This is a genomic window from Pseudomonas reinekei, assembly GCF_001945365.1.
Lineage (GTDB): Bacteria > Pseudomonadota > Gammaproteobacteria > Pseudomonadales > Pseudomonadaceae > Aquipseudomonas > Aquipseudomonas reinekei.
This window is the reverse complement of the sequence record NZ_MSTQ01000001.1, coordinates 461,073-475,035: the sequence shown is the minus strand read 5'-3', so window position 1 is coordinate 475,035 and position 13,963 is coordinate 461,073. Positions and strand designations below refer to the sequence as shown.

Sequence of the window (13,963 nt, the reverse complement as noted above, 5' to 3'; positions counted from 1 at the left end):
GTGTTCGCTATTGACTTCACTTTGCCTTTCGGATTGACTGGCTGCGTGAAAGGGCGGTGAACATAATAATTAACAGTAAAAAATAGGTGCATCATGTCGGTCCCTCTGCGTACCGTTCAACTCAACGAAGCAAACGCATTCCTTAAGAAATATCCTGAGGTTTTGTACGTCGACCTTCTGATTGCGGATATGAACGGTGTGGTGCGCGGCAAGCGCATCGAACGCACCAGTCTTCATAAGGTTTACGAGAAAGGCATCAACCTGCCGGCCTCCCTGTTTGCTCTGGACATCAATGGCTCCACGGTGGAAAGCACCGGCCTGGGTCTGGACATCGGCGATGCCGACCGGATCTGCTACCCGATCCCCGGCACCCTGAGCATCGAGCCTTGGCAGAAGCGCCCGACTGCGCAACTGCTGATGACCATGCACGAAATCGAAGGCGAACCGTTCTTCGCCGACCCGCGTGAAGTGCTGGCCAATGTCGTGCGCAAGTTCGACGATCTGGGCCTGACCATCTGCGCCGCGTTTGAACTGGAGTTCTACCTGATTGACCAGGACAACGTGAACGGTCGTCCGCAATCACCACGTTCGCCGGTGTCCGGCAAGCGTCCGATCTCCACCCAGGTGTACCTGATCGACGACCTCGACGAATACGTCGATTGCCTGCAAGACATCCTCGAAGGTGCGAAGGAGCAGGGCATCCCGGCTGACGCCATTGTCAAGGAAAGCGCCCCGGCGCAATTCGAAGTCAACCTGCACCACGTGGCCGACCCTATCAAGGCGTGCGACTACGCCGTCCTGCTCAAGCGTCTGGTGAAGAACATCGCCTACGACCACGAAATGGACACCACCTTCATGGCCAAGCCGTATCCGGGCCAGGCGGGCAACGGTTTGCACGTGCACATCTCGATTCTGGATAAAGAAGGCAACAACATCTTTGCCAGCGAGGATCCCGAGCAGAACGCCGCGCTGCGACACGCGATCGGCGGTGTGCTCGAGACCCTGCCGGCGCAGATGGCGTTCCTCTGCCCGAACGTCAACTCGTACCGCCGTTTCGGCGCGCAGTTCTACGTACCGAACTCGCCGAGCTGGGGGATCGACAACCGCACCGTGGCGGTCCGCGTGCCGACCGGTTCTCCGGACGCCGTGCGCATCGAACACCGCGTGGCCGGTGCCGACGCCAACCCGTACTTGCTGATGGCCTCGGTCCTGGCGGGCGTGCACCACGGTCTGACCAATCAGATCGAGCCGGGCGCCCCGGTGGAAGGCAACAGCTACGAGCAAAACGAACAGAGCCTGCCGAACAACCTGCGCGATGCCCTGCGCGAGCTGGACGACAGCGAGGTCATGGCCAAATACATCGACCCGATGTACATCGACGTGTTCGTGGCGTGCAAGGAAAGTGAGCTGGCCGAGTTCGAAAACTCCATCTCGGACCTTGAGTACAACTGGTACCTGCACACCGTTTAAGACGGATCACACCGATCAACTGTGGGAGCGAGCCTGCTCGCGAAGGCAGAGCGCCAGGCGACATCAGTATTGACTGATCCGCCGCCATCGCGAGCAGGCTCGCTCCCACAGGGGACCGCATTACAAATCCTGAGTTGACTGGCATCAGTCCAGCAACCACCTAACTCCTGCGTCGAGTCACAACCATGACAAACACTCGCAGCGACTGGGAGCAACGCTTCCAGTCCCTCACCCTCGAAAGCCGTGCCTTCATCGACGGCCAATATTGCGCAGCCGCCAGCGGTGCGACGTTCGAATGCATCAGCCCGGTAGACGGCCGCTTCCTGGCGAACGTCGCCAGCACCGACGAAACCGACGCCAACCTTGCCGTCGAAGTCGCACGCCGTGCTTTCGAATCCGGCGTCTGGGCCAACCTGGCCCCGGCCGAGCGCAAGCGCATCCTGATTCGTTTCGCCGACCTGATCCTGGCCAATCAGGAAGAACTGGCGCTGCTCGAAACCCTCGACATGGGCAAACCGATCAGCGACTCCATGAGCATCGACATTCCGGCAGCCGCCAACGCGATCCGCTGGACTGCCGAAGCCATCGACAAGATCTACGACGAAGTCGCTGCCACGCCACACGATCAACTGGGCCTGGTGACGCGTGAAGCCGCGGGCGTTGTCGCGGCCATCGTGCCGTGGAACTTCCCGTTGATCATGGCCAGCTGGAAATTCGCCCCGGCCCTGGCAATGGGCAACTCGTTCATCCTCAAGCCTTCGGAAAAGTCACCACTGACCGCGATTCGCATCGCGCAACTGGCGCTGGACGCGGGCATCCCCAAAGGCGTGTTCAACGTGCTGCCGGGCTTCGGGCATACCGTCGGCAAGGCGCTGGCGTTGCACATGGACGTCGACGTGTTGGCCTTTACCGGCTCCACGGCGATCGCCAAGCAACTGATGATCTACGCCGGGCAAAGCAACATGAAACGCGTCTGGGCCGAAGCCGGTGGCAAGAGCGCCAACGTGGTGTTCGCCGACGCCCCGGATTTGCGTGCCGCAGCACAGGCAGCGGCCGGCGCCATTGCGTTCAACCAAGGCGAAGTCTGCACCGCCGGCTCGCGCTTGCTGGTGGAGCGTTCGATCCGCGATCAGTTCATCGCGCTGCTGGTTGAGGCGCTGCAAGCGTGGAAGCCGGGGCACTCGCTCGATCCCGCCACCACCGTGGGCGCGGTGGTCGATCAGCGTCAACTGGACAACATCCTGCGCTACATCAACATTGGTAAAGAGCAGGGCGCTCAATTGATCGCCGGTGGTAGCCGCACCCTCGAAGACACCGGTGGCCTCTACGTGGAACCGGCGATTTTCGACGGTGTGACCAACGCCATGACCATCGCCCAGGAAGAAATCTTCGGCCCGGTACTGTCGGTGATCACCTTCGACACGGCGCAAGAAGCCCTGGCGATCGCCAACGACAGCATCTACGGCCTGGCCGCCGGTGTCTGGACCGCCAACCTGAGCAAGGCCCACACCTTCGCCCGTGGCCTACGCGCCGGCAGCGTCTGGGTCAACCAGTACGACGGCGGCGACATGACCGCGCCGTTCGGCGGGTTCAAGCAGTCGGGTAACGGCCGGGACAAATCGCTGCACGCGTTCGACAAGTACACCGAGCTCAAAGCGACCTGGATCAAGCTCTAAGACCTTTTAAGCGGCGGTCGCCTGCACGTTGCCGGCGATCATCGGAGAATCGTATGAAAACAACACATGTAAACAGCTACTACGCCGCCACCCGCCACTTCACCGGCGATTTTCCGGTGCTGGAAGGGGCGGTGGACTGTGACGTCTGCGTGATTGGCGCCGGTTACACCGGCCTGTCCTCGGCACTGTTCCTTGCTGAAGCGGGCTACAGCGTCACCGTGCTCGAAGCGGCCAAAGTCGGCTTCGGCGCCAGCGGTCGCAACGGTGGGCAACTGGTCAACTCTTACAGCCGCGACGTCGACGTGATCGAGGAACGTTACGGCGACAAGACCGCCGAAGTCCTCGGTAGCATGATTTTCGAAGGCGCCGACATCATCCGTCAGCGCATACAACACTACGACATCCAGTGCGATTACCGTCCCGGCGGCATTTTCGCGGCGATGAACAAGAAGCAGCTCAAAGGCCTGGCCGAGCAGAAGAAAAGCTGGGAACGCTACGGTAACAAGAACCTGACCCTGCTCGGCGAAGCAGACATCAAACGCGAAGTCGGCTCCGATGCCTATGTTGGCGGCCTGCTGGACATGCAGGGCGGTCACATTCATCCGCTGAACCTGGCGCTTGGCGAGGCTTCGGCAATCATCGGCCTGGGCGGCAAGATCTACGAACAGTCGGCGGCGGTGGAAATCACCTACGGCGAACCGATCACCGTGCGCACCGCCAAAGGCCTGGTAAAAGCCAAGTACCTGCTGATCGCCGGCAACGCCTACCTGCCGCAAGGCCTCGACAACCGCGTGACCAGCAAGAGCATGCCGTGTGGTTCGCAGATCGTCGTCACCGAGCCGTTGTCGGAGCAGCAAGCGCGTAGCCTGATCAAAAACAACTACTGCGTCGAAGACTGCAACTACCTGCTCGACTACTATCGCCTGACGGCCGACAACCGCTTGCTGTATGGCGGCGGTGTGGTCTACGGCGCCCGTGAGCCGGACGACATCGAACAACTGATCCGCCCGAAAATCCTCAAGACCTTCCCGCAGTTGAAGGACGTGAAGATTGACTTCCGCTGGACCGGCAATTTCCTGCTGACCATGTCGCGCATGCCGCAATTCGGCCGTATCGAGAAAAACGCCTATTACATGCAGGGCTACAGCGGCCACGGCGTCACCTGTTCGCACCTGGCCGGCAAACTGATTTCGGAAATGATCCGCGGCGACGCCGAGCGCTTCGACGCGTTTGCCTCGCTGCCGCACATGCCGATGATCGGCGGGCGCACCTTTTCGGCGCCGCTCACCGCCATGGGCGCCGTGTATTACTCGCTGCGCGACCGTTTCGGCATCTAAGCTTTACCTCGCCGGCGACCACCCCAAAAGTTGTCGCTGGCTTTTTAACCTGTGGGAGCGAGCCTGCTCGCGATGGCGGCAGTTCATCCAACATGTCAGTCGCCTGACACACCGCAATCGCGAGCAGACTCGCTCCCACAGTTTGTACTGCATCAAGGCACAGGCCATTTTCGACCACCGTTTATCGAACCTGCTGAGCAACACCAACAAACGTGATTTAATAGCCGCCTTTCACGGTTCAGGGACAGGGGGAATGGCAGGATCTGCGCCTGTTTTTCACCCCCATTACCCTTAAGTCGTTCTTACATAAGGCTGTCATGGATACGGGCTCACGACTCAAATTAGTACGCGAAAGCTACAAACTGTCCCAGCGCGAGCTGGCCCGGCGTAGCGGCGTCACCAATGCCACCATTTCCCTGATCGAACAGAATCGCGTCAGTCCTTCTGTCAGCTCCCTGAAAAAGCTGCTCGAAGGCATCCCGATGTCCCTGGCCGACTTCTTCACCTTCGACCAGCCACCCCGCGAACACCAATACGTTTTCCGCGCCAGCGAACAACCCGATCTGGGTCGCCATGGCCTGCGTCTGCTGCTGATCGGCGCCTCCGTACCGAGCCGGCAAATGCGTTTGCTGCGCGAGCAATACGCACCGGGCGCCAGTTCCGGCGAAGAGCCGATCGTGCACTCCGAAGGCGAGGAGTGTGGGTTGGTCACGCGGGGCACGGTTGAGCTGACCGTCGACGGCCAGATCAGCGTGTTGAACGCCGGGGATGGTTATTACTTCCCCACCACGCTGCCGCACCGGTTTCGCAATATCGGGCAGGATGAGGCGGAAATCATCAGCGCGAATACGCCGGCGAATTTCTGATTCAAAGTAGGTTGATTCGGATTAACTTACGGCTCCACGCCATCATACCGACACCCGTTCGAAGAAAGTTCCAAGACAGAGATGAGGCGGCATACGGTGGCGGATTGAACCAACGCTCTGAACATCGTCTAAATTTCAGGGACTGCTCCCGTCACGAAGGAACGACTCATGATCAGGTCTCGATCTATGATTGCAGCTTTTACAAGTCTGGTGTTGGTTTGCGGTTCGGTGACTGCACTGGCGGATCCCGGTAATGGAAAAGGTCAGGGGAACGGCAAGGGCAACCCGCAATACGCCCAGGATCATGGCAACCAGGGTGGGCATGGCAACAAGGGCAAGAATTCAGGGGGCGGCGACTGGAGTCATGGCCCGAGCATTAGTCGTACCAGCGTCATCGGGATTGTTGACAGCCACCGTAATTACTGGAGTCCCGGGCCGGCATTACCTCCCGGCATCCAGAAAAACCTCGCCCACGGCAAGCCGCTTCCGCCGGGCATCGCCAAGAAACTCGATGGCCGGCTGGTCGGCAAGTTACCGCACTACGACGGGTATGAGTGGCAGCAAGTCGGTACGGATTTGATCCTTGTGGCGCTGGCGACCGGGCTTATTTATGAAGTGCTCAATGGTGCGTTCGATTAACGGTTGCCAGAAAACCCGCAGTGATGCGGGTTTTTTTCGTCTGGGGTTTCGTTATTGCCCTTTAGGCACTTCAAAGCCGCGCTGCTCGATCACGGCAAACACATCGCGCCACCCACCTGTAGGACCGAACCGGGTGATTGTGGCGAGGGAGCTTGCTACCTCGCCACAAAGGGAGATTTCCTACAGCTTTTACAGATCAAAAAATCTGACGCGGCTCGGATTCAGCGACCTGTGGCGCATCGCCCAGCCGAGCTGGGAGGGTCTGGGCGCGGATTGAACAGTATCGGCGGGCGATTGGGGGCTGCGCTCATAGCTACCATTCATTTGGTCGATATCCATCATTAAAGAATGCAAGTTCTGTTTTTCTGTCATCAGAGGAGGATAGGGTCATACCAATCTCGCCTTTGAAGGAATCAGCGCGATGAGAATCTCGACCTTGCTGGCTTTTGTTGCCGTGTTCAGCGGCAGCGTTGCTGTTGCCGCTCCGGCCGTTGCGGCCGATCCGTCCTGCCACTTCCTGCCCATAGCCGATAGCGCTGCCAGCTTGAAGAAGGCGCAAACCGTGGCGGTGCTTTATAGCGAAAACACCCTCAATACCCAGGAATATCTGGAGCGCTACCACGCCGTGGCGATGAATGGTGCGAAGAATCCGCAGCTGGATTCACGCATCAGCCAGGCGTTCGTTGACAGCTCCGATCCGCAGCGGGCGATTAATTGGTTGATGGGCTCGTTGCAGAAGGAGTTCGCTTCGGTGACGGTCTACGACAACCTTGATGCGGCGGTGCAGGCCCACCCCGATGTGGTGGTGATGCTCGACACTTACAGCCGCCTGGTCTCCAAGCGCAACAGCCAGGTTGAAGCGCGGTTCATGGCCAGGTTCTACGATGCGAACCTGCAGTACATCGGCCAGGCCGAAGGCTCGCGCACCCAGCAAATGCCGTCGGTGTGGGTGCATGGCAAGGCCGCGCCGCAGATTGCCGCGCAGATTGGTCAGCAGACCGAGTTGCAAGTCAATGCGCTGAAGCAATTCGATGCGTCGTTGAAGGCGCTGGTGAATGCCGATACTGCGAGGCATGTTGCCAGCAATTGATGCGGCTAAAGAACTCCCAGGCTTGCCGCCAGATGGTTGACCGCTTCGGCTTCAACCAACCCTTCGTCGCTGCCCTCATGAAACACTGCGCAACTCGCGGATCTACCGGCATGAACGCCGCGATAAACCGCGACGTTGCTGCCGGGGCCGACGCCGGTGTGTCCGCTCAGGGTCAAGCCGCTCGCCACGGTGCCGTGCATCAGGCCGAGCGCGTAGCCAGGGGCGGTCCATGGGCGTCCGGCAATCGGTCCGCCGAGCACGCGCGCTGTCTGCATGTCCTGCAACAGCGGCGCAGGTAGGAAGTCGCCACTCAGTACTCGATCCAGACACAGCGCTGCCTGATCGAGCGGGCCGACCAGCAAGCCGTGATAGACCCAGCCAGGGTCGTAAGTGGCGGCGGTTCCCATGCTCACCCCGTTCAAATCATCCCGGGTCTTTGCCAGATGCGCATTTGACAGGTCGAGGGGCACGAACACTCGCTGCGTTAACGCCTGTTCAAGGGAAAGGTCGGTGATGCGCTCAATGATGCGTGCAACCCACAGATAGCCGACGTTCGAGTAGCGCCAGCCTTCACCCGGTGCGTATCGCAATCGACTGGCATCCAGGCGCTGCAGCATTTCATCGGCGGGCCAAGGGGTGTCATGACGGGCCACGGCGGCGTGGTAGTCCGCGAGTTCGGAATAATCCGCCAGCCCGGCTTCGTGCCGCAGCAGCTGTCGCAGTGTGAACGGCCCCTCCGGAAGGGGATCATCGAGACCGATCCGCCCGTCTCGCACCAGTGACAGGGCTGCCGCCGACAGCACGGTTTTGGTAAAGCTCCACCAGGGCACCTTCGTCTTTGGCCGTAGAGGCGTGAGCAAGGTGCCATTCGATACAAGGGAAAAAAGCATGAATCGACTCTGGATGGAGGGCAGGCCCGTTAGGGGTCAGGTGTGTACCAGCGCGATGGTAAACGAAACCACGATCATGCAGGCAAATGCAAAATTCAGATTCATGAAGTGTTCATCCGGAATGAGGGAGGTAGGCGCCATTTTGAACAGCCCATCACCCAATAAAAAATTCGGCTTCATGATTTGAAAGATCGAAACAATTGATACCTGACCAGAGGGTTTGTATTGAACGGGTGGTTTGGACAGCTTGCGCGTCGTCGCCGTTGGGTATTCCCATCGCGGCTGTCACAGGGGCGGTGGCGCTGACAACATCCCTGTTGAAAGTGCCCCGGTACCAAGACAGACGACTCAGCGCAATCGCTCGAGCATCTGGTAGTACCACATGCCCGCCGCCAGCATCGGGTTGCCCAGCCAGTCGCCCATCGGCACGCGAATGTGCTCGCAGGCGGCGAAGGTGTCGAAGTGTTCCAGCTGCCCGGTGATCGCGCGGCCCATGATTTCACCCATGATGTGGCTGGTGGCGATGCCGTGGCCGGAGTAGCCCTGGCAATACCAGACGTTGTCCGAGAGCTTGCCCAGTTGCGGAATGCGATTGATCACAATGCCCATCGCGCAACTCCACTGGTAGTCGATGGCCACGCCTTTGAGTGCCGGGAAAGTCTGCTCGATGCACGGGCGCAATTCTGCGGCGATGTCCCGTGAATCCTTGCCGCTGTAATTGGCGCCACCGCCGAACAGCAAGCGCCCGTCGGCCGTCAGGCGGTAGTAGTCGAGCACGAAACGGCAGTCGTACACGGCAAGGTCTTCGGGGTTGATCTGTTTGGCCAGATCCCCCAGCGGTGCGGTGGTGACGATGCCACCCATGGCCGGGAAAATCTTGCCCTTGAGCTTGCCCGGCTCCAGCCTGTGATAGACGTCACCGGCCAGCAGCACCTGATTGGCATCGATGCGACCGTGGGCGGTGCGCACCCCCGGCGTAGCGCCATGGATGATTTCCAGCACTTCGCTGTTCTCGAAGATCAGCGCGCCGAGGCTTTGCGCCGCCCGGGCTTCGCCGATGCACAGGTTGAGCGGGTGCAAATGCATGTTGCGGGTGTTCTTGATTGCACCGTGGTAGAGGTCGCTTTGCAGCAGGTCACGTACCTGGCTGCGGTCGAGCAGGCTGACTTCATCGCCCATGCCACGCCTTACGGCTTCGTCGTAATCCTTGCGCAGGCCCTCCATGTGGGCGGGCTTGTAAGCGGCGTGCAGATGGCCGTGCTTGAGGTCGCAGGCGATGCCGTATTTCGCGACGCGTTGCTTGATGATCTGGTGACCGCGCCAGCGCAGGTGCCAGATGAAGTCGTCGACGTCCTCGCCGAGGGTGCGGCGCATTTGTTTGCGCATCGCTTCATCGCCCGACAGGCTCCCGGTGACCTGGCCACCGTTGCGCCCGGTGGCGCCCCAGCCGATTTTATGGCTTTCGACGATGGCGACTTTCAGGCCTTTTTCCGCGAGCTCGACAGCGGTGGCGACACCGGTAAAACCGCCGCCGATGATCACCACGTCGACCCGGTGCTGGCCCTGCAGGGGCGGGTAATCGGTGTCCTGGTTGAGGGTGGCGGTGTAGTAGGAATTGCAGCGTTGTTGAGTCATGGTGTTGTCCAGGTAAAGAGATTTACCTGTGTGAGCGAGCCTGCTCGCGATAGCGGTGTGTCATTGAGCAATGATGTTGGCTGACACGGCCTCTTCGCGAGCAGTTCGCTCCCACAGGGATTGGGGTACCGACGGGTTACGCCTCAGTCAAATACCAACGCCAATCCTGCTCACCCACTTGCGCCATGAACTGCCGGTACTCGGCCCGTTTGACCGCCAGATACACCCCAAGAAATTCCTGCCCCAACGCGTCCCGCGCCCACGACGAGTTTTCCAGTGCCGTCAGCGACGTCAGCCAGTCGGTGGGCAGCAATTGCGTGGCCTGTGCGTAGCCGTTGCCTTCCACCGGTTCACCCGGATCAAGGTTTTCGCTGATGCCGCGATGAATGCCGGCGAGGATCGCCGCTGCCGCCAGGTACGGGTTGGCGTCGGCGCCGCAGATGCGGTGTTCAATGTGCCGGCTGTTGGCCGGGCCGCCCGGTACGCGCAGGCTCACGGTGCGGTTGTCGACCCCCCAAGTCGGTGCCAGCGGCGCGTAGCTGTTGGCCTGGAAACGCCGGTAGGAGTTGGCGTTAGGACAGAACAGCAACAGCGAATCGAGCAAGGAGGCGAGCATGCCGCCAATGGCCGTGCGCAGCAGTGGTGTGCCTGCCGGGTCTTCGGAGGCAAACAGGTTGCGGCCCTCGGCATCGGCGAGGCTGACGTGAATGTGCATGCCGGTGCCCGCCAGATGATCGAAGGGTTTGGCCATGAAAGTGGCCTGCATGCCGTGCTTGTGGGCAATGGCTTTGACCAGACGTTTGTAGCGTACTGCCTGGTCCATCGCCTGCAAGGCATCGCCGTGTTCCAGGGTGATTTCCACCTGGCCCGGCGCGTATTCGGAAATCGCCGTGCGCGCTGGAATGCCGTGGAGTTTGCACGCCGAATAGAGGTCGGCGAGGAACGGTTCGATCTGTTCCAGCTCGCGCAGGCCGTATACCTGCGTGTGTCGCGGTCGACCGCCGTCAGCATCCAGCGCCGGTTGTGGGCGACCGAGATGATCGCGCTTGGCATCGAGCAAGTAGAACTCCAGCTCGCACGCCATGACCGGGTAGTAACCCTCGGCCTTCAAACGCTCGATCACGTTGATCAGCAGGTGGCGCGGGTCGGCGATGCTCGCTGGCATGCCTTGTTGCGGGTGCATGCTGACTTGCACCGCAGCTGTCGGAATCTGCCGCCACGGCAATCGCACCAGACTGCCTTCGAGGGGGTAGGCACGGCAATCGATGTCGCCCACATCCCAGACCAGCCCGGAGTTCTCGACGTCGTCGCCTTGCAAGGTCAGGCCGAGGATGGTGCTGGGCAGCGGACGACCGCTTTCATACACCGCCAGCAGTTCTTCGCGGTGCAACAGTTTGCCTCGCGGCACGCCGTTGGCATCGAGAATGAACAGCTCGATCATGTCGATGTCAGGGTTGTTCGCCAGAAAAGTCTGGGCGTCTTCAAGGGCTGCGAATTTCATGGTTCGTCACTCACGTTGGCGTCCTGCGGACGCGCGGATACGGGCCTCGGCATGACGACGGATACAAAGATCCGGAGCATGCAGGCAAAGGATTAGCGAAGGAGGGGGCTCTACGCGTTTGGGGCGCGATCAGGCGAGCAGGGTGCTATCCGGCGGACGTGCGGAGTGACGGAGTTTGGAACGGCTCAAGGCCATGGGCAGGTTGACAATGCGGTTCATAACGGATGTTTCCGGCATTGGAGTTCGTCGGCGGCAGGTGGACCTGCCAGCCGGGCGTGTCTGGATACTAGGGGGGAATGTGACGCCTGTAAATGTTTCATTCACCGCAGCAGGTGCACGCCAAGACCGATCAATCCGCAGCCGAGCAACACCTCGATCACGCCCCGCTTGAAGCGGAACAAGGCAATGGCCGCTGCAACGGCGATCAGCAACGAAGGCCAGTCCAGGGGATTGTCGAAGCCTTTGGGCCAAAGCACGTGGTAACCGAAAAAGCATGCCAGGTTGAGAATCACCCCCACCACGGCAGCGGTGATCGCTGTCAACGGTGCGGTGAACTTCAGTTCATTGTGCGTCGATTCCACCAGCGGCCCGCCGACGAGGATGAACAGGAACGACGGCAGGAAGGTGAACCAGGTCACCAGCGTTGCCGCGACGGCACCGGCGACAAAGGCCTGGTCCGGGCCGAAGACGTGCAGCACGTAGCCCCCGATAAACCCGACGAACGCCACCACCATGATCAGTGGCCCAGGCGTGGTTTCACCGAGGGCCAGGCCGTCGATCATCTGCGTCGGCGTCAGCCATCCGTAATGACTGACGGCGCCCTGATAGACATACGGCAACACCGCATAAGCGCCACCAAACGTCAGCAGCGCCGCCTTGGTGAAGAACCAGCTCATTTGCGTGAGCGTGCCGTCCCAGCCAAACAACGCGGTCAGTATGGCCATGGGCAAGGTCCACAGGAACACACCGATCACGGCCAGGCGCATCACCTTCCGGCCGCTGAAACGGGCGTGTTCAGGGGGCGGCGTGTCATCGTCGATGAGTGCCGGGCCGAAGGTTTTTTGCGTAGCGCGGTGGCCACCGGCGCGGAATTTTTCCGGTGCCAGGCGCCCACCGAAGTAGCCGATCACCGCGGCACCGAGCACGATCAGCGGAAACGGCACGTTCAACGCAAAGATCGCCACGAAGGAAGTGGCGGCGATGCCCCACAGCCAGCCGTTCTTCAACGCCCTGGAGCCGATCCTGTGGGCGGCTTGCAGTACGATCGCGGTTACCGCCGGTTTGATCCCGTAAAACAGGCCAGCCACCACCGGTACTTCACCGAAGGCGATGTACACCCAGGACAAGCCGATCAGGATGAACAGCGAAGGCAGCACAAACAGCACGCCCGCGATCACGCCACCCCAGGTGCGGTGCATCAGCCAGCCGATGTAGGTCGCCAGTTGCTGGGCCTCGGGCCCGGGCAGCAACATGCAGTAGTTGAGCGCGTGCAAAAAGCGGCGCTCGGAAATCCAGCGCCGGCGCTCGACCAGTTCCTGATGCATGATCGAAATCTGTCCCGCCGGCCCGCCGAAACTGATGAAGCCGAGCTTGATCCAGAAGCGCAAGGCTTCGCGCAGGCTGATGGCTTGAGGCTGGGGCTGTTCCGGTTCGGGTGAGACGCTCAAGCCTTTGCTCCTTGTGTCGATGCGCGTGGAGGCGATGACACTAGCGATGCTTGAGCGATTTGGAAAGTCGATGTTTCATCTGAACCGCTTGCTGGATAAGCAGACCGATGGTTTGGCTCTGACGATCATCGGTTTCAGCCGCCGGTCATGTTCATGAAACGAACGACCTGGACCTCGTCGTTCACCTCGAAACTGTGTCGATAGGGCTTGAGTTTCATCGCTTCGATGATGGCTTTCTCCAGGCGTTCGGGCTGTCCTGGATGGCTACGCAACACGGCCTTCAAATCCGCAGAATGTTCATTGCCCAGGCACAGCAGCAAGCGACCCTCGACCGTCAGCCGCACCCGGTTGCAAGTGCCGCAGAAGTTGTGGCTGTGGGGCGAAATGAACCCCAGGCGAATCTGCGGCGCCTCGGCCAGCCGCCAGTAGCGCGACGGGCCTTGAGTCGACTCGGCGGATTCAATCAACGTGTAGCGTTCGGCGATCCGATCGCGGACCTGGCTGCTTGAGAAAAACGATTCGGCGCGGCTGTGTTCATTGATGACGCCCAGCGGCATTTCTTCAATGAAGGAAATGTCGAGATTGCGCTCGATGGCAAAACTCACCAGATCGTTGATCTCGTGATCGTTGCGGCCCTTCATCACCACACAATTGAGTTTGGTGTTGCGAAAACCTGCATGGTTGGCGGCGTCGATGCCCTTGATCACTTGGGCCAGATCACCGGTGCGGGTCAGTTCGCGAAAGCGTTGCGGGTCCAGGCAGTCAAGGCTGATGTTGAGGCGTTTGACCCCGGCTTCGAACAGCGGCCGGGCCAGTTTGGCCAACTGCGAGCCGTTGGTGGTCATGCACAATTCACGCAGGCCGGGCAGGGCGGCGATCTTTTCGCACAGTTGCACCACGCCCTTGCGAATCAGCGGTTCGCCACCGGTCAGGCGAATCTTGCGGGTGCCCAGCGCGACGAAGCTTTCGGCTACTTGATAAATCTCTTCCAGGGTCAGCACCCGTTGGCGTGGCAGAAACTGCATGTCCTCGGCCATGCAATACACGCAACGGAAATCGCACCGGTCAGTGACCGACATCCGCAGATAGTCCACGCGGCGGGAGAAGCCATCGATCAAGATTCGTTCTGACATGACATCTCCGCGTGGCGTCTCGAGTGGCGTACTCCGCGATTAACGGCTTTGTGCGCAGA

General features: G+C 60.3%; 11 protein-coding genes. 6 read left to right on the top strand and 5 right to left on the bottom strand.

Annotation, left to right across the window (positions count from 1 at the left end):
- The first annotated feature begins 93 nt into the window (after positions 1–93).
- The 6 genes from BVK86_RS02130 to BVK86_RS02105 all read left to right on the top strand — a co-directional run bounded on the left by BVK86_RS02130 (position 94) and on the right by BVK86_RS02105 (position 7,078).
- Positions 94–1,470, top strand: coding sequence for a glutamine synthetase family protein (locus BVK86_RS02130; RefSeq protein ID WP_056853453.1), 1,377 nt, complete (start codon positions 94–96; stop codon positions 1,468–1,470).
- Positions 1,471–1,655: 185 nt separating this feature from the next.
- Positions 1,656–3,146: an aldehyde dehydrogenase gene (locus tag BVK86_RS02125; RefSeq protein WP_075944837.1), complete on the top strand. Its 1,491-nt coding sequence runs from the start codon at positions 1,656–1,658 to the stop codon at positions 3,144–3,146.
- 53 nt (positions 3,147–3,199) lie between these two features.
- Complete coding sequence (locus BVK86_RS02120) at positions 3,200–4,483, top strand: NAD(P)/FAD-dependent oxidoreductase (protein ID WP_075944836.1); 1,284 nt, start codon at positions 3,200–3,202, stop codon at positions 4,481–4,483.
- Positions 4,484–4,800: 317 nt separating this feature from the next.
- The gene (locus BVK86_RS02115) at positions 4,801–5,349 is read left to right on the top strand and encodes a cupin domain-containing protein (RefSeq protein WP_045057658.1); all 549 of its coding nucleotides are present in this window, start codon (positions 4,801–4,803) and stop codon (positions 5,347–5,349) included.
- 168 nt (positions 5,350–5,517) lie between these two features.
- Positions 5,518–5,988 carry an anti-virulence regulator CigR family protein gene (locus BVK86_RS02110; protein WP_075944835.1) on the top strand — a complete coding sequence of 157 codons (471 nt, stop codon included), beginning with the start codon at positions 5,518–5,520 and terminating at the stop codon, positions 5,986–5,988.
- Between the two features lie 421 nt (positions 5,989–6,409).
- Entirely contained in the window at positions 6,410–7,078 is a 669-nt protein-coding gene (locus BVK86_RS02105; protein ID WP_075944834.1) for an ATPase, read from the top strand.
- Between the two features lie 5 nt (positions 7,079–7,083).
- Here the strand turns inward: BVK86_RS02105 and BVK86_RS02100 are convergent, their stop codons facing one another.
- From BVK86_RS02100 to moaA, 5 genes are all read right to left on the bottom strand, one after another.
- The gene (locus tag BVK86_RS02100; protein ID WP_075944833.1) at positions 7,084–7,968 is read right to left on the bottom strand and encodes a serine hydrolase domain-containing protein; all 885 of its coding nucleotides are present in this window, start codon (positions 7,966–7,968) and stop codon (positions 7,084–7,086) included.
- Between the two features lie 348 nt (positions 7,969–8,316).
- Positions 8,317–9,603 (bottom strand): NAD(P)/FAD-dependent oxidoreductase, encoded by a 1,287-nt coding sequence (locus tag BVK86_RS02095; RefSeq protein ID WP_075944832.1) that lies wholly within the window; start codon positions 9,601–9,603, stop codon positions 8,317–8,319.
- 136 nt (positions 9,604–9,739) lie between these two features.
- Entirely contained in the window at positions 9,740–11,104 is a 1,365-nt protein-coding gene (locus BVK86_RS02090; RefSeq protein WP_075944831.1) for a glutamine synthetase family protein, read from the bottom strand.
- A 320-nt stretch (positions 11,105–11,424) separates the two neighbouring features.
- Positions 11,425–12,771, bottom strand: a complete 1,347-nt coding sequence (gene chrA, locus BVK86_RS02085) for a chromate efflux transporter (protein ID WP_075944830.1) — start codon at positions 12,769–12,771, stop codon at positions 11,425–11,427.
- 134 nt (positions 12,772–12,905) lie between these two features.
- The gene (gene moaA / locus BVK86_RS02080) at positions 12,906–13,904 is read right to left on the bottom strand and encodes a GTP 3',8-cyclase MoaA (RefSeq protein ID WP_075944829.1); all 999 of its coding nucleotides are present in this window, start codon (positions 13,902–13,904) and stop codon (positions 12,906–12,908) included.
- Positions 13,905–13,963: the final 59 nt, after the last annotated feature.

Coding starts and splice junctions, on each gene's coding strand:
- BVK86_RS02130 (WP_056853453.1), top strand. CDS start 94: ATGTCGGTCCCTCTGCGTACCGTTCAACTCAACGAAGCAAACGCATTC.
- BVK86_RS02125 (WP_075944837.1), top strand. CDS start 1,656: ATGACAAACACTCGCAGCGACTGGGAGCAACGCTTCCAGTCCCTCACC.
- BVK86_RS02120 (WP_075944836.1), top strand. CDS start 3,200: ATGAAAACAACACATGTAAACAGCTACTACGCCGCCACCCGCCACTTC.
- BVK86_RS02115 (WP_045057658.1), top strand. CDS start 4,801: ATGGATACGGGCTCACGACTCAAATTAGTACGCGAAAGCTACAAACTG.
- BVK86_RS02110 (WP_075944835.1), top strand. CDS start 5,518: ATGATCAGGTCTCGATCTATGATTGCAGCTTTTACAAGTCTGGTGTTG.
- BVK86_RS02105 (WP_075944834.1), top strand. CDS start 6,410: ATGAGAATCTCGACCTTGCTGGCTTTTGTTGCCGTGTTCAGCGGCAGC.
- BVK86_RS02100 (WP_075944833.1), bottom strand. CDS start 7,968: ATGCTTTTTTCCCTTGTATCGAATGGCACCTTGCTCACGCCTCTACGG.
- BVK86_RS02095 (WP_075944832.1), bottom strand. CDS start 9,603: ATGACTCAACAACGCTGCAATTCCTACTACACCGCCACCCTCAACCAG.
- BVK86_RS02090 (WP_075944831.1), bottom strand. CDS start 11,104: ATGAAATTCGCAGCCCTTGAAGACGCCCAGACTTTTCTGGCGAACAAC.
- moaA (WP_075944829.1), bottom strand. CDS start 13,904: ATGTCAGAACGAATCTTGATCGATGGCTTCTCCCGCCGCGTGGACTAT.